Genomic DNA, 17,716 nt, shown 5'->3' on the forward strand with positions numbered 1-17,716 from the left:
GTTTATGGATAGCAACACAACTCGGCGCGTGGCGGTGGTGTTCAACCCCGTCAAGGGCGAGCCGGAGGAGATGAAACAGCTGGTCATCGATGCCGCGCGTCGGCACGGCTGGGAGGAGCCGCACTTCCGGGAGACCTCCGTCGAGGATCCGGGCTTCACCCCCGCCCAGGAGGCTGCGGAGGAGGGCTACGACATGGTCTTCGCGGCGGGCGGCGACGGCACCGTCCGCGCCGTCGCCGCAGCCCTGCGGGGGACCGGGACCACGCTGGCCATCATCCCCGCGGGCACGGGCAACCTGCTGGCGCGCAACCTCAAGCTGCCGCTCGATGTCCCCGAGGCGATCGAGACGGCTTTCGCGGGGCAGGACACGCGTATCGACGTCTGCACCGCCCTGCTCACCCGCCCCGACGGAGAATCCGAGGAGCTCGATTTCGTCGTCATGGCCGGGGTGGGCATTGATGCGCAGATGATCGTCAACTCCGACGATGACCTGAAGAAGCGGGTCGGCTTCCTGGCGTACGGGGTGGCCATCGCTAAGTCGCTGCAGGGCGGGCGGCGGCTGCGCCTGCGCTGGCGGCTGGACGATGCTCCGGTCCGCCGCACCCGCGTGCACTCCCTCATCGTCGGCAACTGCGGAGACCTCGTGGGCAGCGTCCCGCTCCTGCCCGACGCCGTGGCCAACGACGGGCACTTCGACATCGTCGCCCTGCGCCCCAAGGGGCTGCCCGGCTGGGGCCTCATCGTCGGCCGCCTGGTGACGCAGATGGGCCGGAAGGTGATCAACCGCCTGCGCCGGCGCGACGAACAGATCACCGGCGGTTCCTCCGACATCGACGTCCTGCAGTACGCCACGGGCACCCGTCTGGAGGTGACGCTCTCCGCCCCGGAGGTCTTCGAGGTCGACGGCGACGAGGTGGGGGAGGTCACGGGATTCACCGTCACCATCGAGCCGGAGTGCCTCGTGGTCCGCGAGCCGCTACCCCCGCCGACGGCAGAACCGGGCGAACCCCGCCCCGGAACGGAGATCTTCGGAGGGTGATGCCCCGTGTGACTACATGTACAAGTAGATTTATCTCCGTACCACGTCACACCTGGAAGGAACCCCCATGTTCACACGCACCAAGGTAGTGGCCGGCCTCGCGGCCGCCGCGCTTTTCCTCACCGCCTGCAGCTCGGACTCCGAGACGGAGTCCGGTGAGCAGTCCTACTCCATCGGCATCAACCAGCTCGTCCAGCACCCTGCGCTCGACGCCGCCACCGCCGGTTTCAAGGAGGTGCTCGACGAAGCGGGCATCGAGGTGACCTACGACGAGCAGAACGCCAACGGCGAGCAGTCCACCGCCCTGACCATCGCCCAGCAGTTCGCCGGCAAGAACCTCGACCTCGTCCTCGCCGTGGCCACCCCGGCCGCGCAGGCCACGGCCCAGAACATCACCGATGTCCCGGTGCTGTTCACCGCCGTCACCGACCCGGTCTCCGCCGAGCTCGTCGACTCCGAGGAGGCCCCCGGCGCCAACGTGACCGGCACCTCCGACGTCGCCCCCATCGCAGACCAGCTCGACCTGCTCAAGGAGCTTGTGCCGGACGCTCAGAAGGTCGGCATCGTCTACGCCTCCGGTGAGGTCAACTCCCAGGTCCAGGTCGACCTGGCCAAGGAGGCCGCGGCTCCGCGTGACCTGGAGATCGTCACCCAGACCGTGACCACCGCCAACGACATCCAGCAGGCCGTCGAGGCGCTCGGCGATGTCGACGCCATCTACGTCCCGACCGACAACATGGTCGTCGCCGGCATCGCCTCCCTGGTCCAGGTGGCCGAGCAGAAGCAGATCCCGGTCATCGCCGCTGAGGCCGGCACCGTGGAAGGCGGCGCCGTGGCCACCCTCGGCATCGACTACACCGAGCTGGGTCGCCAGACCGGCGAGATGGCCCTGCGCATCCTGCGCGACGGCGCGGATCCGGCCACCATGCCGGTGGAGAAGGCCACCGAGTTCACCTACGTCATCAACGAGGACGCCGCACAGCGCCTCGGCGTGACCATCCCGCAGGAGATCCTGGACGAGGCCGAGTCCGTATGATCGGCGCCGTCGAGGTCGGCCTCATTTACGGGGTGATGGCCCTCGGCGTCTTCCTGACGTTCAAGGTCCTCAACTTCCCCGATCTGACGGTCGACGGCAGCTTCACCACGGGCGCCGCGACAGCCGCGGTGGGCATCCTCCACGGATGGCCGCCGCTGCTGGCGACGCTCGCCGGTTTCGGCACCGGCTTCCTCGCCGGGGTCGTCACCGGACTGCTCCACACGAAGGGCCGCATCGACGGCCTCCTCGCGGGAATTCTCACCATGATCGCCCTGTGGTCGATCAACTTGCGCATCATGGGCGGTGCCAACATCCCCATGCTGCGCCAGGAGACCCTGTTCACGCCGCTGCGTGAGGCGGGTTTCCTGGGAACCTGGGTCGGCGCGGGCATCCTGCTCGCCGTCGTCGCGGTGCTCGGCCTGGTGGTCGTGTGGTTCCTCACCACCGACCTCGGCCTGTCCATCCGCGCGACCGGCGACAACGGCCCGATGATCACCTCCTTCGGGGTGTCCACCGACTACACCAAGACCCTCACCCTGGCGCTGTCGAACGGCTTCGTCGGCATGTGCGGCGCGCTCGTCGGCCAGTACCAGGGCTTCGCTGACATCTCCATGGGCATCGGCCTCATCCTCGTCGGCCTGGCGTCGGTCATCATGGGCCAGGCGATCCTGGGGCAGCGTTTCCTCTGGCTGGCCGTGTACGCGGTCGTCGTCGGTGCGGTGCTCTACCGCATCATCATCTTCCTGGCGCTGCAGGTCGGTCTCGACCCCAACGACATGAAGCTGATCACCGCCCTGCTCGTCATCGTGGCGCTCATCGTGCCGCGCTGGCGGGGGCTGACGTCCGGTTTCGCAAAGAGGAAGGTGGCTGTCTGATGCTGAAGATCGAGAACATCTCCAAGACCTTCTTCCCGGGCACCGTCAACGAACGCGTCGCCCTCAACGGGGTCGACCTCACCCTCGAGGAGGGTGACTTCATCACCGTCATCGGCTCCAACGGCGCCGGCAAGTCCACGCTGCTCAATGCCGTGGCCGGCCGTCTCTTCGTCGACTCCGGCACCGTGCTTATCGACGGCAAGAAGGTCAACAAACTCCCCGAGCACAAGCGGGCCCGCTACGTTGGCCGTGTATTCCAGGATCCCCTCGCCGGCACCGCCCCCAACCTCACCATCGAGGAGAACCTCTCCCTCGCGCTGCTGCGCGGCAAGGGGAGGGGGCTGGGTCGGGGGCTGACGAAGAAGCGCCGTGAGGAGTTCGTCGAGAAGCTCAAGTCCCTGGAGCTGGGCCTGGAGAACCGCCTCCCCGCCAAGGTGGGGCTGCTCTCCGGCGGTCAGCGGCAGGCGCTGTCGCTGCTCATGGCCGGTTTCACCAACCCTCGCATCATGCTTCTCGACGAGCACACCGCCGCCCTCGACCCCCAGCGGGCCGAGCTGGTCACCGGTCTCACCGAGCGCATCGTCGCCGAGGGCGGGCTGACCACCCTCATGGTCACGCACAACATGGAGCAGGCCATCCGCCTGGGCAATCGCCTCATCATGATGCATGAGGGGCAGATCGTCTACGAGGCCGACTCGGAGCTGAAGTCGAAGCTCACCGTGCGGGACCTGCTGCAGGAATTCGCCAACATCAAGGGAGCGACGCTCTCGGACAAGGCGTTCCTGGGCTAACGCAGGCTGTCGACGAAGCCCCGGAATCCTTCCTCGCTGTACATGAAGTCGAGGAAGGGCGGGGCGTCGATAAGCGTGTGAAACGGGGGGTCGCGGTAGATGAGTTCGCCGTCGCGGTAGACCAGCAGCACGGGGATGGTGGAGATCTGCAGATCCTTCACCAGGCGTTGCTGGATCTCGATCTCAGCCTCACCGAAGGGGATCTCGGGGAATTCCTTGTCGACAGCCTGGTAGATGCGCCGGAAGCGCAGGCACGGTCCGCAGGAGGTGGACCAGAACAGCACGAGCGCGAGGCCGTCCTGGCGCGTGAAGTCGGCGAATCCAGCGTGGTTCAACTTCTCGGTCATGGTGTCCATTATGCCGGTTACCCCCGGAGATCACCCCTGTGTCAGGGGCGTGGTTTAGGTTGGGGCTCGAACGTACGAACGAGACGTCGGGAGGGGGTGAAAGTCATGGCCGCACCATCATGGTCGGTGCTCGATCAGTCGAACAAATACCGCGATGTGCGGCAGGCGAAGCTGCAGGCGGAATATGAAATGTGGCGTAGCTGTCAGCCCGTGACCAGCGAGCGCGAGGGGGAGGACTGGACGGCGCTCACCGCCGAGCTCTACGCCAAGATCGGCGTGATGAAGCACCACATCACCCGCAACTTGGACGCGCTCGACGTCCTCGACCGGCTGCCCCGGCTGAAGGAATTCGTGGAGTCGACCTTTCTTCTCGACATGAACCACCTCTGTTCGATCGAGAAGGCCGTGTCGGGCGCCGCCTTCGCCCTCCAGGAGGATCCCTTCTTCTGGAAGGCCGTCGACGAGGACCTCCTTGAGCGCCTCACGCCTTCCCGGCCCCTCCAGCTGGTGCCGAGCACCTCAACCATCACCGACACCATCAGGAACACCATCCGCAGCGTGGAGGAGCTGGCGGCCCCGCAGTCGGATGCCTGGGGCGAGGGGGCACCTCCGGACCCGGAGGCCGCGGAAAAGGAGCGGCCGATACCCTGTGAGAACCCCGGCGAGTTGATGTCCACCCTGCCCCCGCCGGAGGAACCGCCGGGATCGACCCTCATCGTGGAGGACCTCTCGAACGGGGACATCCGCATCGAGCTCATCACAGACCAGGCCACCGGCACCCAGATCCTGGGGGCCGTGGACGAGGTCGCGGGGGAGCGGACGTGCTCGAAAGCGGACGCCCTGACCACTCTCATCCTTGACGACGTGAGCACCCGTGTGACCCTCAACCTGTACCAGGCTGAAGATGAGGGGGAGGACCAAGCGGACAGTCCCACCTTCCACCCCCAGCGGGGCCTGCTCACGCTTCAGGCGGTGGCCGCCCTGCGCAAGCGCGTCACCCGGACGATCAGCATGCGCCACGCCAAGACGGCCGCCACCGGGACCTACAAGCCGACCTCACTCATCCGGGCCTACCTCATCGGCCGCGACTGGATCTGCCGCTGGCCGGGCTGCAACCGCCGGGCCACCCACTGCGATGCCGACCACCACGTCAACCACGCCGACGGGGGACCCACCACCGCAGCCAACATGGTGATGCTCTGCCGGCATCACCACAACCGGAAGACCGACGACGTCATCCGCTACATCGTCGATCAGCACTCCGGAGACGTCACCTGGCTCTTCGCCGACGGTACCTACGCCGTCGACGAGGCCACCGGCCCCCTGGCGCCGAAGCAGAAGCGCTGGGTGCGCACCTATCGACAGCGCCGCCGAGCTCGCCGCGAATACCTCGCGGGCCAGGCGGCCGCAGAGAGGTTCGAGCGCTACCAGGACCGGAACAACTCACCACCGCCGGAACCTGAGAAGCCGGACCACCAGATCCCGTGGATGCGTCCGCCCCCCGACGATGATCCGCCACCCTTCTGAGAATTCCGTGCCATATTCGTGCCACAACTATGCCCAACAGACGTGAAAAGGCAGCTGGTGGAGCCGACCTCGCTGCCGTACAGATATATGCCTTGAGCTGCAAAAACGACGAAAACCAGTGATTGCCAATCAATCACTGGCTTTCCTTTGTCGGACTGACAGGATTTGAACCTGCGACCCCTACACCCCCAGTGTAGTGCGCTACCAAGCTGCGCCACAGTCCGCCGCTGCTTCGTGAAGAAGCAACTGCTACAGGTTACAACACTGTGGTTTGAATAGGCGAATCAGCAGGTCAAGACACGTTACCGGCGGTGTAGAACCATTCCCTGCCCACGCGTCGGAAGGTGGAACGCTCGCGCTGGGAGCCCGGTGGGTCGCCCTTGTAGAAGGCTTCGAATTCGACAATGCCCGCGGTGTCGAGGGGGCCGCCGCCCACGACGTCGATGATGTCGAGGCGGTAGAACCGCACCGGCAGGTCGACGAGCGTGAGCTCGAAGGGGCGGGTGTCGGGGTCCCAGGTGCGCAGGAGATAGTCGGCGTTGCGGATGACGAAGGCGGTGAAGCGGGAGCGCATGAGGGTCTCCGCGGTGGGGGCCACGCCGCCCCGGTGAAAGCGGCCGCAGCATTCGGCGTAACTAAGCCCGGTGTTGCACGGGCAGCGCTGGTCGTCGCGGATCATGCGGGCACGTCCAGGATCTTGATGCCCGGCAGCATGATCTGGAAGGGGGAGATCGCCGCGTTGAGCAGGGTGCGGCGTTGGGGTTCGGTGAGGTCGCCGATGAGCTGGACCTTTCTCTCGAAGATGTTGCGGGTGGCGTGGGTGATGGTGACGTGGGCGTCGATAAGCGGCATGTCGACGGCCGCTTCGCGGATGGCCTGCGTGGTGGCGGCGGCCAGCCCGGCCATGAGCAGGCTGAGCGGCGAATGGCCCTTGCCGCGCCCGCCGGCCTCCTTGTCGCGGTCGGAGTGGAGGGTGCCGCCGGCGGTGTCGACGATGGTGCCGTGGCGGGAGCCGACGGTCATGCGGGAGACGACGCGGTCGTCCTCGACCTGCGGTGGCTCATAGGAGGGGATGAGGTAGGGGCGGGCCCATTCGGCGATGAGTCGCCCGGCGCGCTGCGCGGAGTCCCCGCGGGTGAGCAGGTGGTTGGCGTCGTCGAGGGAGAGGAGTGACTTCGGCTGGCGCAGGCTGCGGTAGATCTCCTCGGCGTTGCTGTGGGGGACGGTCTGGTCGTGGGGGGAGTGCAGCAGGAGGGCCGGGGTGGTCACCTCCGGCAGGTAGGTGTCGGGGCTGTGGGCGGAGAGGTCCGCGAGGAATTCGCGCGTGAGCGTGAACTCACGTCCGGCGAGGGTGACGGTGACGCTGCCCTCGGTCTCGGCGTCCCGGATGCGCTCCCCGAAGCGGAGCACGGTGTGATAGACGTCGAAGGGCGCGGCGAGCGTGGCGACGGCCCGCACGGACGCCAACTCAGGAAGACTCACAGCCCGCAGCGCCGCCGCACCCCCGAGGGAATGGCCGACGAGCAGCTGCGGGGGCTCGTACTCGGCACTCAGCCACGAGGCGGCGGCCGCGAGCTCCTCGACGTTGGAAGAGAACTCGAGGTCGCTGAAATCGAAACGCAGGGAAGCGATGCCCTCGGCCGCGAGGGTCCGGCACACGCGCGAGGCGGCGGGGACCTGGCGGGAGCAGGTGAAGCAGTGCGCGAAGATCGCGTAGGCGATGGGCGGTGTGTCCGGCAGGTCGAGGGTTCCGATGACCTCCGTGCCACGCCCCGAGGGGAAGGTCACGCTCACTGATTGCATGCCCACCAGGGTACTAGGGTGGTGGCATGGCTTTTGACTGGTTCTGGAAGGCGATGGGTGCATCGCAGACGCGCAACCAGAAGCGCAGCCGCGCGCTGGTGGATGAGGCGGAGGCGCAGCACGCGGAGCTGGCGCAGCTCGATGACGCGGCGCTCGCCCAGCGCGGCCGCGATGTCGTCGATGATCCGGCGGCGCTGCTGGCGGTTCTCGGTGTTGCCGCGCACCGCACCCTCGGGTTGGAGCCTTTCCCGGTGCAGTCGCAGGCGGTGCTCCGCCTGGTCGAGGGGGACGTCATCCAGATGGCCACCGGCGAGGGAAAGACGCTGGTCGGCGCCATGGCGGCGACGGGTTTCGCGCTGCGGGGCCGGCGGGTGCACGTGATCACGGTCAACGACTACCTGGCGGAGCGGGACGCGGAGTGGATGCGCCCGCTCGTCGAGTTCTTCGGGCTGCGCGTGGCGGCGGTGACGGAGGGGATGGGGCCGGCGGAGCGTCGAGAAGCGTATGCGGGCGACGTCGTCTACGGCCCGGTCAATGAGATCGGTTTCGACGTCCTGCGGGATCAGCAGATCACCCGGCGCGAGGACGCCGTGCAGGCGCCGGCGGATGTCGCCCTCGTCGATGAGGCGGACAGCGTGCTTGTCGACGAAGCCCTCGTCCCCCTCGTCCTCGCGGGTAACCAGCCGGGCGAGGAGCCGACGGGGCAGATCACCGATGTCGTGCGCCACCTGCGGGAACGCGAGCACTACACCATCGACGACGAGCGGCGGAACGTCTTCCTCACCGATGCCGGGGCCGCCCGGGTCGAGGGCGCCCTGGGGATCGATTCGCTCTACGACGACGAGCACATCGGCACCACCCTGGTGAAGGTGAACCTGGCGCTGCACGCGAAGGCACTGCTCATCCGCGACATCCATTATCTGGTGACCGACGGCAAGGTGGCGCTCATCGACGCCTCGCGGGGCCGGGTCGCCGACCTGCAGCGCTGGCCGGACGGTCTGCAGGCCGCGGTGGAGGCGAAGGAGGGGCTCGACGTCACGGAGGGCGGGCGCATCCTCGACACCATCACGCTGCAGGCGCTCATGCGCCGCTACCCGATGGTGTGCGGCATGACCGGTACGGCGGTGGAGGCCACCGACCAGCTCCGGCAGTTCTATGGCCTGCATGTCTCCGTCATCGACCGGCACAAGGAGCTGCGCCGTTTCGACGAGGCCGACCGTATCTACGCCACCAGCGCGGAGAAGAACCGCGCCATCGTGCAGGAGATCGCCGCGCTGCACGCCACGGGGCAGCCGGTGCTGGTGGGTACCCATGACGTCGCCGAGTCGGAGGCGCTCGCCGAGGCGCTGGAGGAGCTGGGGATCGAGGTCAACGTCCTCAACGCGAAGAACGACGCCGAGGAGGCCCGGATCATCGCGGAGGCGGGCGACCTCGGGCGGGTGACCGTCTCCACGCAGATGGCCGGGCGCGGCACGGACATCCGTCTCGGCGGGGCGGACCAGTCGGACCACGCGGCCGTCGCCGACCTCGGGGGACTGGCCGTGATCGGCACCTCCCGGCACCGGACCGCCCGGCTCGACAACCAGCTGCGGGGCAGGGCGGGGCGCCAGGGGGATCCGGGCCTGTCGCTGTTCTTCGTCTCCCTGCAGGATGACGTGGTCACCGCGGGAGGGGCGGGGGAGACCATCACGGCCAGCCCGGAGCCGGACGGGCTCATCAACTCAGCGCGTATCCGCGACTGGGTCGGCCACTGCCAGCGCGTCACCGAGGGGCAGCTGCTGGAGATCCACGCCCAGACGTGGAAGTACAACCAGCTGCTCGCGGACCAGCGCGCCATCATCGAGGAACGCCGCGCCACGCTCCTCGACACCGAGCAGGCGTGGGTGGAGTTGAACGAGAAGGCCCCGGAGGTGGAAAGCTCCGTCCAGCACGCCCGTGACATCATGCTCTTCCACCTCGACGACGAGTGGGCCGAGCACCTGGCCATCATGGATGACGTGCGGGAATCCATCCACCTCCGCGCCATCGCCCGGGAGACGCCCCTCGACGAGTTCCACCGCATCGCGGTGCGGGAGTTCCGGGACCTGGCGCAGCGCGCCGTCGATAAGGCGGTGGAGACGTACCGCTCTGGTAGCACCCTCGCGGACCTCGGTCTGGCGCGTCCGTCGGCGACGTGGACGTACATGGTGTCGGACAACCCGCTCGCGGGGTCGGGTAATTCGGCGGTGTCCGGAATTGCTAACCTTTTCCGATGAGGGTGTCGTCGTGCTCTCACGCGGCGGCCACAGTCGCTATGATGGCAACCAGTCACAGTTCCGACCCAAGCGGAGGATTAAGAAAATGAGCGAGAACACCGGTACCCCCGAGGCACAGGTTGAGACCACGTCTGTCTTCCGTGCAGACCTGTTGAAGGAGATGGAGTCGGGCGCCGGGACCGCCCCGGCCACGGCAGGCGCCGACAACCTTCCCGAGGGTGCAGGTCTCCTGGTGGTCAAGCGTGGCCCGAACGCAGGTGCCCGATTCCTTCTGGATCAGCCGATCACCACCGCCGGCCGCCACCCCGAGTCGGACATTTTCCTCGACGACGTCACCGTGTCGCGTCGTCACGCGGAGTTCCGCATCACCGACGGCGAGTTCGAGGTCTACGACGTCGGCTCCCTCAACGGCACCTACGTCAACCGCGAGCCGCGCAACAACCAGGCCCTGAGCACCGGTGATGAGATCCAGATCGGCAAGTTCCGTCTGGTCTTCCTCGCCGGCTCCAAGAACGACTAGGTGATACAGAAGTAGTTTTCCCGTGAGTGCTGTTCGAAAGCCGGCGAGTGCAGTTCCGCCGCGCACGTCCCGGACCCTGTCCATCGGCAAGGTCCTCGAGGCCCTGCGCGAGGAATTCCCGGATGTGACCGTCTCGAAGATCAGGTTCCTCGAATCCGAGGGCCTGATCACACCGCAGCGCACCGCATCCGGCTACCGGCGATTCACCGGCGAGGACGTCGAGCGTCTGCGCTACATCCTGGTCACCCAGCGCGACAACTACCTGCCGCTCAAGGTCATCCGCGAGCAGCTGGAGGCGATGGACGCGGGCGTGGTCTCCGTCATCGACACCGAGCCGATCGTCTCCCCGGAGACGTTCCGGGCGCCCGCGGTCACCCGACTCACGGACGGGGACATTGCCGCCCAGACCGGCGTCGAGGTCTCCTTCGTCGCCGAGCTTCTCGACGCCGGGCTCATCCGCCCCGACGCCGCCGGCTTCTTCACCGCCGATGACGTGCTCGTGGTGAACACCGCGCACTCCCTGCGGGATGTCGGATTCGATGTCCGCCACCTGCGCTCCCTGCGGAACACCGCGCAGCGCCAGGCCGACCTCATCGGACAGGTCGCCGGCCCGGTCGCGCGTCGCAAGGGACGACAGGAGGGCGTGGACATGGGCCAGCAGCTCACCGCCCTCGTCGTGTCGCTGCACGCCAGCCTGGTGAAGAGCGCCCTGCGGGATGAGCTTGCATGACGCTCATTCCGGTCGAGTACCACGGCATCCACACCGCCGGCCCGGAGCAGTTCACCTGCGTGCTGCTGCGGTGGGCCGAGCAGAATAGGATCCTGCCGGTGTGGATCTCGCCGGTGGCCGCTGCCGAGCTGGATGCGCGTGACAACGGTTTCACCCCGCGTCGTCCGGGTTCCGCCGAGCTGCTGCTCGACGTGATCAACCGCAGCGCCGGGGGAGTGTCGGCGGTGACGATCATCAGCCATTTCGAGGGCGTGTTCATCGCCTCGATCGTGCTTGCCGACGGCGAGGAGATCGACGCCCGCCCCTCCGACGCGCTGCTGCTCGCGCGTGCCCTGGAGGTGGAGATCCAGGTGGAGGAGGACGTGCTCAACCAGGCGTCCTTCTTCGTGTCCGACGACATTCTCGAGGAATATTTCGGGATCCGTTTCGGCGGGGACGTGGAGGCCGCCTCGGCATCGGGGGATGCGCAGGCGGACGCTGATTTCGAGGAGATGATGCGCTCTCTCGGCATGTCAGAGGAGGATTTCGGACCGGGGGATGACAACGGGGAAGAAGAACTCTAACCTTCAAGTTGAGGGTTAGAGTTTCGGCGTGTCTCCGGGCCATCTCTTGACGTTGCTCTAACCTTGGTTTTTAATGACGCATAGGGCGCCTGTCCGAACCCCATTGGAGTAATTACGTGAGCAGCAACGAATTTCCCGTCCAGGAATCCCTCTTCGACCTCGGACCCGGTGAAGAGGTCGGCTACCGCGTGCCCATCGCATGCCAGGTGGCCGGAATCACCTACCGGCAGCTCGACTACTGGGCCCGCACCAAGCTGGTCGTCCCCTCGATCCGCGGCGCGCGCGGTTCGGGTTCCCAGCGTCTCTACTCTTTCCGCGACATCCTCGTGCTGAAGATCGTCAAGCGTCTCCTCGACACGGGCATCTCGCTGCAGAACATCCGCCTGGCCGTCGACAAGCTGCGTGACCGCGGCGCCAACGACATTGCGGAGATCACCCTCGTGTCCGACGGCACCACCGTCTACGAGTGCCGCTCCGCGGACGAGGTCATCGACTTGCTCGGCGGTGGCCAGGGCGTGTTCGGTATCGCGGTCCCGGGCATCATGAAGGAGCTCACCGGCACGATCTCCTCTTTCCCCTCCGAGCGTATCGACGACTCCGCGGCCGAGGTCATCGGCATGGACGAGCTCGCCGCCCGGCGCCAGCGCAAGACCAGCTAGGTTATTCGCCTCTCCCGCTCAGCTCACGTGCGGGGGAGGCGTTGCTGATTCAGAGGGTGGCCGGGGTGGACAGCTCCGCCAGGACGGCGTCGCGCTCACCCTCGCCGAGGTGGGCCACCTCGATGGTGACGGGGGCATCGCCCCGGGCCTGTTCCACCGCGTTGCGGAAGGTGTCCTCGTCCATGTCCTCGGCGGTACCGGTGGTGACCACGAGCACCCGGACCGGTTCGCCGGTGGCGCGGGCCTGTTCCGCGGCGGTCGCCACGGCGGCGGCGACGGCCGAGCGGGTCTGGGGGACGCCGCCGGTGCCGAAGCGCTGCACCACCTGGGCGGCCTCGGTGCCGTCGGAGAAGCTGACGTTGGTGCGCCAGCCCTGCGTCACTCCCGGGTTGAGGGGGGAGGAGTAGTTCCACAGCGCCACCTGTTGCCCCTCGCCGCCCAGCTCCAGCGCCAGACGGGAGAGGTCCTCGCTCGCCTGCGCGTTCACCGGGGCGGACTGGGCGGAGGTGTCGAAGAGGATGAGAGTGCTACCCGGGGCTGCGGGGGCGGCCTCGGTGGTGGTCGTGGTCGGAGGTGCGTCCACCTGAGAGAAGCGGGCGAAGTCCGCGCCCGCCCGGCTCTGTTCCTCGGTGATGTCACCGGCCGGGGCGAGCACATGGGCCGTGCCCCCGGTGACGGGCGTGGAGGAGGCCACCGAACGTCCCTCCGGTGCCTCGCCGATGACCACGGCGGCGCGGGCGGCATCGTCGACGGCAGTGGCCGTCACGCAGTAGTCGCGCACCACCGGTTCGGAGGCGTTGTAGGCGCTGATGAGCTCGGCGGCGTCGCCGGCCACGGGCAGCGTGAGCTCACCCTGGATGCACTCCTGTGCCTGGGGTTGCTCGGTGGTGCGGAACCCGAACCACCAGATGAGGACGCCGAGGAGCACGAGCGCCGCGATGACGGCGGCGATCACCCACCCGGCGACGGAGAAGCTTCTTGAGTCACTGCTATGACGGCCCATGACCATGCAGTGTAGTGGCGTGTGCTGTGTCAATGAGGGAGACAAGCCGGTCACGCAGGGGCTTTCCCCGTTCCGCCAGAGCGCGCTGCCGCTCGACGTACTCCGCCTTGCCCTCCGGGGTCTCGATGGCCACGACCCCGAAGCCGTAGGCCCGGCAGTCGTAGGGGGAGGCCTCCATGTCGAGGACGCGGGCGTCGACGGCCAGCTCGAAGCAGTCGAGGAAGAGCTCGCCCGGCACCAGCGGCCCCATTTTGGCCGCCCATTTGTACAGGTCCATGGTCGCGTGGACGCATCCGGTCTGCTCGTGGGCGGGCTGGTCGGCGCGTTCGAGCACGCGCAGGTTGAGCGGCCGGGCGGCCGGGGTGAAGAAGCGGAAGGCGTCGACGTGGGTGCACCGCAACCGATGCTTCTCGACGACCGCGTCACTCCCCGCCGCCCCCAGGCGCAGGGGCAGGTCGTGGCGGGGAGAGTCCGTGCGGTAGATCATCGCCCACTCGTGGAGCCCGAAGCAGTCGAACTGTGCGGGGTTGAGGGCGGTGCGCTGCAGCAGGTCGCGGATGTAGAGCAGGGCCTCGCCCCGGCGGGCCCACAGGGCGGCCACGTCGACGGTGGTGCAGGTGCCGTCGAAGGAATAGTCCCGCCACTCGGCGTGCGGGGTGCGGCCGGGCAGCGCGAGCCCGGCCCCAGGGTGCCAGCGGCGCAGCTGGGCCGGGCGGACGGGGTAGTACTCGAAGAGGAAATCGTGGACGGGGTGCTTCTCCCGACGCTTCCGGCGGGCGAGGTGCTCGCGGGTGAGTGCGTCGGCGCGGGCTTCATGGGCGGCCCGGCGGTCGACCCAGTCGTCGAGAAGCTCAGGCATCCTCGTGGGTCCAGTCGTTGACCGTGCCGACGTACTCCTCGATGAGATCCTCGAGGGTGATCACGCCGATGAGCTCGCCGCGGTCGCGGACCTGGGCCATGTGGGCGGAGCGGCGGTGCAGCTTGCGCAGGGCCTCGTCCATGGTGCCGGTGCCGTCGACGATGGTCAGCGGGCGCAGGTCGGAGCGGGGGATGAACTCCTCCGGGCTGTCGGTGGCCAGGCGGTCGAGGACGTCCTTGACGTGGATGTAGCCGAGGAAGGAACCGTCGGTGCCGGTGACGGGGAAACGGGAGAATCCGGTCTCGACGACCGCCTGCTCCAGCTCGCCGAGGGTCGGGCCCCGGCGGCCGAAGTCGAGGGTGCGGACCTTGCGCAGCGGGATCATGACCTCCTTGAGCGAGCGCTTCTCGGAGCGCAGGGCACGGGAGAGGCGCTGGGTCTCCTCGGCGTCGAGAAGCCCCTCGGCGCGGGACTCCTTGATCATGAAGGCCAGCTGGGCCTCGTTGACCGTGGTGTCGAGCTCGTCCTTCTGCTCGATGCCGAAGGCGCGGAGCGTCATGCGGGCGACCCAGTTCATGAACTCGATGAGCGGGCGGGTGATCTTCACCCACCAGATCATCGCGGGCGTCAACCACATGGCCAGCGTCTCGGGGCCGGCGATGGCGATGTTCTTGGGCACCATCTCGCCGAAGAGGATGTGGAGGAAGGTGATGAACGCCAGCGCGATGACGAAGGAGATCGGGTGGAGCAGGTGGTCGGGGATGCCGAGGGAGTGGAAGGGGCCCTCGATGAAGTGGGCGACCGCGGGCTCGGCGACCTTACCCAGGATGAGGGAGGCGATGGTGATGCCGAACTGGGCGCCGGCCAGCATGATCGACAGGTGCTCCGTGGCGTAGAGGACCTTGCGCGCCGCGGGCTTGCCCTGGGCGATGAGGGACTCGATGCGGTCCTTGCGGGAGGAGATGAGCGCGAACTCGGCGGCGACGAAGAAGGCGTTGGCGGCCAGCAGTGCCACGATCATGAGGGTGGTGACGACGATGTTCACGGCTGGTACTCCTGGGCTTCCTCGTCGGTGACCGGGGTGAGGATCACCTTGTCCACGCGGCGGTCCTCCATGACGGTGATCCGGGCGATCCAGCGGCCCGTGATACCGGTCTCGAACTCGGACATGCCGGGGTTGTCGGATTCGGGCAGCAGGAGGACATCCTGGACGGTCGGGATGCGCCCGAGGGTGGCCATGATGAGCCCGCCGAGCGTTTCATAGGGCCCGGAGGGGGCCGTGTAGCCGACGCGGGCGTGGAGGTCGTCGACGCGCACCAGGCCCGAGACCTCCCAGGAGGAGCCGAACTTCTGGAAGTCCTGCTCGGCGGCGGCGTCATCGTGCTCGTCGTAGACCTCGCCGAGGATCTCCTCGACGACGTCCTCGATGGTCACCAGGCCGGCGGTGCCGCCGTACTCGTCGGCGACGAGCACCACCTGGGAACCGGCGGAGCGCACGGTCGACAGCACCGCGTCCCCGTCGAGCGTGTCCGGCACGACCGGGACCTTGCGGGCCAGGGAGCCCAGGAGGGTGGTGGAGCGGGCCTCGCGCGGCACGGCGAAGGCGTCCTTGACGTGGACGACGCCGACGGTGTCGTCGAGGTCGCCGCGGGTGACGGGGAAGCGCGAATGGCCCGTCTCCAGGGACTTGGCGATGAGCGCGTCCACCGTGTCCTCGGCACTGAGGTAGGCGATGGTGGAGCGCGGGGTCATGAACTCGCTGGCCGTGGCCTCGCCGAACTGGAGGGAGCGGTCGATGACCTTGGCGGTGTTGATGTCCAGGCCACCCTGCTGCGCGGAGGTGCGCACGAGGCTGCCGAGCTCCTGGTTGGAACGCGCCGTCGCCAGCTCATCGGCGGGTTCGATGCCGAGTTTGCGGACGATGAAGTTCGCGGAGCGGTTCATCGCGACGATGAACCACCGGAAGACCATGTTGAACACGTGCACCGGATGGACCACCACGCGGGCGGTCTGCAGCGGCATGGTGATGGCGGCGTTCTTCGGCACGAGCTCGCCGAAGACCATCGACAGGAAGGTCGCGACGATGAGCGCCAGGACCAGCGCGACCGCCGTCGACGCGGACTCACTGAGCCCCACGAGCTCCAGCAGGGGAGTGAAGTAGCTGGACAGCACCGGTTCCGCGAGGAAACCGGTGGCCAGGGTGGTCACCGTGATGCCCAGCTGGGCCCCGGAGAGCACGAAGGAGAGGTTCTGGTAGTCGCGCTGGACGGCGTGCGCGCTGCGGTCGCCCTTGTCCCGGACATGATTGTCGACAGTCGAGCGTTCCAGGCCGGTGAGCGCGAACTCGATGGCCACGAACAGACCCGTCGAGCCCGTCAGGGCGATGAAGCCCAGGAGCGAGATGATGCTGATGAATATGTCCATGAGTGGCGCGGGTCGGGATCCTTATCGACGTGGGCGGCGCTGGCCACCCCGGCGCTGTCGGGCGTGCGGGGAGGCCTGCTTCCGCGGCTGCTGCTGGCCAGGGGGCGCCAGCGGGGCGCCGGAGGGCACGCGGGCACCCGTGATCTTAGTCAAGACATCTGATTCCGGGGTGACCCGGACCTCGGGGGCGTCGACCCCCGCCTTCCGCATGAGGCCCTCGACCTCCTTGCGCTGCTCGTCCATGACGAGGGTGACCACCGTGCCGGAGGTGCCGGCGCGTGCGGTCCGCCCGGCCCGGTGCAGGTAGGCCTTGTGCTCGGCCGGGGGATCGACGTGGACGACCAGGGACACGTCGTCGATGTCGATTCCGCGGGCGGCGATGTCCGTGGCGACGAGCACCGGGACCGAACCGTCGGCGAAGCCCGCCAGGGCGTTGGTGCGGGTGGTCTGGCCCTTGTCGCCGTGGAGACCGGCGGCGTTGATGCCCACCCGGCGCAGCTTCTTCACCTGGCGGTCGACGCCGTGCTTGGTGCGCATGAACATGATGGTCTTGCCCTCGCGGGCGGCGATGTGCAGGACGACGTCGTTGCGCTCGTCGCGGTTGCCCACCAGCAGGCGGTGGTGCTCCATGGTGTCGACGCTGGCCTGCACCGGAGCGGTCGAATGGGTGACCGGGTCATTGAGGTAGCGGTCGATGAGCTTCTGCACGTCCCCGTCGAGGGTGGCGGAGAAGAGCAGGCGCTGGCCGTTGCGCGGGGTGCGGTCCATGAGGCGGCGCACCTGCGGGAGGAAGCCCATGTCGGCCATCTGGTCGGCCTCGTCGAGGGCGACCATCGCGACCTCGTCGAAGTGGAGCTTGCCCTGGTCGAGGAGGTCCTGGGCGCGGCCCGGCGTGGCCACGAGCAGGTCGACCGGCGCCGCGAGCGAACGGATGTGCCGGTTGATGTTGACACCACCGACAACGTCGAGCAGGCGCAGGCCCAGGGCGTTGGCGGGGGCGTCGAGACGCTCCTTGACCTGGGCGGCCAGCTCACGGGTCGGGGTGAGCACCAGGGCGCGCGGGTGGCCGGGGCGGGTGACGCCCTTCTCCGCGAGGCGGGCGAGCATGGGCAGGCCGAAGGTGAAGGTCTTGCCGGAACCCGTCGGGCCGCGGCCGAGGACATCCCGGCCGGCCAGCGCATCAGGGATGGCGGCGGCCTGGATGGGGAAGGGCTCGGTGATCCCCTGTCGCTGCAGTTCGCGCACGATGGGCAGGGGAAGGCCGAGATCCTTGAAAGTGGTCATT

18 protein-coding genes and 1 tRNA gene are annotated in these 17,716 nt (G+C 67.9%); 10 read left to right on the forward strand and 9 right to left on the reverse strand.

All coding sequences use genetic code 11. The annotated features are described in order from the left end of the window. Positions 1 to 4: 4 nt before the first annotated feature. The 4 genes from ACFPUZ_RS03705 (at position 5) to ACFPUZ_RS03720 (ending at position 3,741) form a co-directional block, all read left to right on the forward strand. Positions 5 to 1,039, forward strand: a complete 1,035-nt coding sequence (locus ACFPUZ_RS03705) for a diacylglycerol/lipid kinase family protein (protein WP_377000032.1) — start codon at positions 5 to 7, stop codon at positions 1,037 to 1,039. 67 nt (positions 1,040 to 1,106) lie between these two features. Then, positions 1,107 to 2,075: an ABC transporter substrate-binding protein gene (locus ACFPUZ_RS03710; RefSeq protein ID WP_377000034.1), complete on the forward strand. Its 969-nt coding sequence runs from the start codon at positions 1,107 to 1,109 to the stop codon at positions 2,073 to 2,075. Beyond that, positions 2,072 to 2,950, forward strand: a complete 879-nt coding sequence (locus ACFPUZ_RS03715) for an ABC transporter permease (RefSeq protein WP_377000036.1) — start codon at positions 2,072 to 2,074, stop codon at positions 2,948 to 2,950. The genes ACFPUZ_RS03710 and ACFPUZ_RS03715 overlap by 4 nt, the downstream gene beginning before the upstream one ends. Further along, the gene (locus ACFPUZ_RS03720) at positions 2,950 to 3,741 is read left to right on the forward strand and encodes an ABC transporter ATP-binding protein (protein ID WP_377000037.1); all 792 of its coding nucleotides are present in this window, start codon (positions 2,950 to 2,952) and stop codon (positions 3,739 to 3,741) included. The genes ACFPUZ_RS03715 and ACFPUZ_RS03720 overlap by 1 nt, the downstream gene beginning before the upstream one ends. On the opposite strand, the gene ACFPUZ_RS03725 is transcribed toward ACFPUZ_RS03720, so the two are convergent. After that, the gene (locus tag ACFPUZ_RS03725) at positions 3,738 to 4,088 is read right to left on the reverse strand and encodes a thioredoxin family protein (protein WP_377000039.1); all 351 of its coding nucleotides are present in this window, start codon (positions 4,086 to 4,088) and stop codon (positions 3,738 to 3,740) included. The two genes, ACFPUZ_RS03720 and ACFPUZ_RS03725, sit on opposite strands and share 4 nt — an antisense overlap. 105 nt (positions 4,089 to 4,193) lie before the next feature. On the opposite strand from ACFPUZ_RS03725, the gene ACFPUZ_RS03730 reads away from it, so the two are divergent. Further along, complete coding sequence (locus tag ACFPUZ_RS03730) at positions 4,194 to 5,615, forward strand: HNH endonuclease signature motif containing protein (protein ID WP_377000041.1); 1,422 nt, start codon at positions 4,194 to 4,196, stop codon at positions 5,613 to 5,615. A 150-nt stretch (positions 5,616 to 5,765) separates the two neighbouring features. On the opposite strand, the gene ACFPUZ_RS03735 is transcribed toward ACFPUZ_RS03730, so the two are convergent. The 3 genes from ACFPUZ_RS03735 to ACFPUZ_RS03745 form a co-directional block, all read right to left on the reverse strand. Further along, positions 5,766 to 5,839, reverse strand: a tRNA-Pro gene (locus ACFPUZ_RS03735). A gap of 68 nt (positions 5,840 to 5,907) precedes the next feature. Then, positions 5,908 to 6,294 (reverse strand): YchJ family protein, encoded by a 387-nt coding sequence (locus ACFPUZ_RS03740; protein ID WP_377000043.1) that lies wholly within the window; start codon positions 6,292 to 6,294, stop codon positions 5,908 to 5,910. Then, entirely contained in the window at positions 6,291 to 7,418 is a 1,128-nt protein-coding gene (locus ACFPUZ_RS03745) for a bifunctional alpha/beta hydrolase/OsmC family protein (RefSeq protein ID WP_377000045.1), read from the reverse strand. Before ACFPUZ_RS03745 ends, ACFPUZ_RS03740 begins: the two co-directional genes overlap by 4 nt. 26 nt (positions 7,419 to 7,444) lie before the next feature. Here ACFPUZ_RS03745 and secA2 point away from each other — a divergent pair, with 26 nt between their 5' ends. From secA2 to ACFPUZ_RS03770, 5 genes are all read left to right on the forward strand, one after another. Then, entirely contained in the window at positions 7,445 to 9,673 is a 2,229-nt protein-coding gene (secA2, locus tag ACFPUZ_RS03750) for an accessory Sec system translocase SecA2 (protein ID WP_377000046.1), read from the forward strand. Between the two features lie 85 nt (positions 9,674 to 9,758). After that, positions 9,759 to 10,193 carry an oxoglutarate dehydrogenase inhibitor Odhl gene (gene odhI, locus ACFPUZ_RS03755; protein ID WP_377000048.1) on the forward strand — a complete coding sequence of 145 codons (435 nt, stop codon included), beginning with the start codon at positions 9,759 to 9,761 and terminating at the stop codon, positions 10,191 to 10,193. A 22-nt stretch (positions 10,194 to 10,215) separates the two neighbouring features. Then, positions 10,216 to 10,923 (forward strand): transcriptional regulator FtsR, encoded by a 708-nt coding sequence (gene ftsR, locus ACFPUZ_RS03760; RefSeq protein WP_377000049.1) that lies wholly within the window; start codon positions 10,216 to 10,218, stop codon positions 10,921 to 10,923. Beyond that, complete coding sequence (locus ACFPUZ_RS03765) at positions 10,920 to 11,486, forward strand: bifunctional nuclease family protein (RefSeq protein WP_377000050.1); 567 nt, start codon at positions 10,920 to 10,922, stop codon at positions 11,484 to 11,486. The genes ftsR and ACFPUZ_RS03765 overlap by 4 nt, the downstream gene beginning before the upstream one ends. Before the next feature lie 116 nt (positions 11,487 to 11,602). Beyond that, entirely contained in the window at positions 11,603 to 12,145 is a 543-nt protein-coding gene (locus ACFPUZ_RS03770; protein WP_377000052.1) for a MerR family transcriptional regulator, read from the forward strand. A 49-nt stretch (positions 12,146 to 12,194) separates the two neighbouring features. Here ACFPUZ_RS03770 and ACFPUZ_RS03775 read toward each other — a convergent pair whose 3' ends face one another. The 5 genes from ACFPUZ_RS03775 to ACFPUZ_RS03795 are packed head-to-tail and all read right to left on the reverse strand — an operon-like array spanning position 12,195 to position 17,715. Then, positions 12,195 to 13,148 carry a hypothetical protein gene (locus ACFPUZ_RS03775; protein ID WP_377000053.1) on the reverse strand — a complete coding sequence of 318 codons (954 nt, stop codon included), beginning with the start codon at positions 13,146 to 13,148 and terminating at the stop codon, positions 12,195 to 12,197. Further along, complete coding sequence (locus ACFPUZ_RS03780) at positions 13,135 to 14,007, reverse strand: 3-methyladenine DNA glycosylase (RefSeq protein WP_377000055.1); 873 nt, start codon at positions 14,005 to 14,007, stop codon at positions 13,135 to 13,137. Before ACFPUZ_RS03780 ends, ACFPUZ_RS03775 begins: the two co-directional genes overlap by 14 nt. Continuing rightward, positions 14,000 to 15,028, reverse strand: coding sequence for a hemolysin family protein (locus ACFPUZ_RS03785; protein WP_377000307.1), 1,029 nt, complete (start codon positions 15,026 to 15,028; stop codon positions 14,000 to 14,002). The genes ACFPUZ_RS03780 and ACFPUZ_RS03785 overlap by 8 nt, the downstream gene beginning before the upstream one ends. Positions 15,029 to 15,048: 20 nt before the next feature. Next, positions 15,049 to 16,431: a hemolysin family protein gene (locus ACFPUZ_RS03790; protein WP_377000057.1), complete on the reverse strand. Its 1,383-nt coding sequence runs from the start codon at positions 16,429 to 16,431 to the stop codon at positions 15,049 to 15,051. A gap of 21 nt (positions 16,432 to 16,452) precedes the next feature. Next, on the reverse strand, positions 16,453 to 17,715 hold the full coding sequence (locus tag ACFPUZ_RS03795; RefSeq protein WP_377000059.1) for a DEAD/DEAH box helicase: 1,263 nt from the start codon (positions 17,713 to 17,715) through the stop codon (positions 16,453 to 16,455). Position 17,716: the final 1 nt, after the last annotated feature.

Origin of the sequence: Corynebacterium nasicanis (assembly GCF_042658165.1) — a bacterium.
Taxonomy (GTDB): domain Bacteria; phylum Actinomycetota; class Actinomycetes; order Mycobacteriales; family Mycobacteriaceae; genus Corynebacterium; species Corynebacterium nasicanis.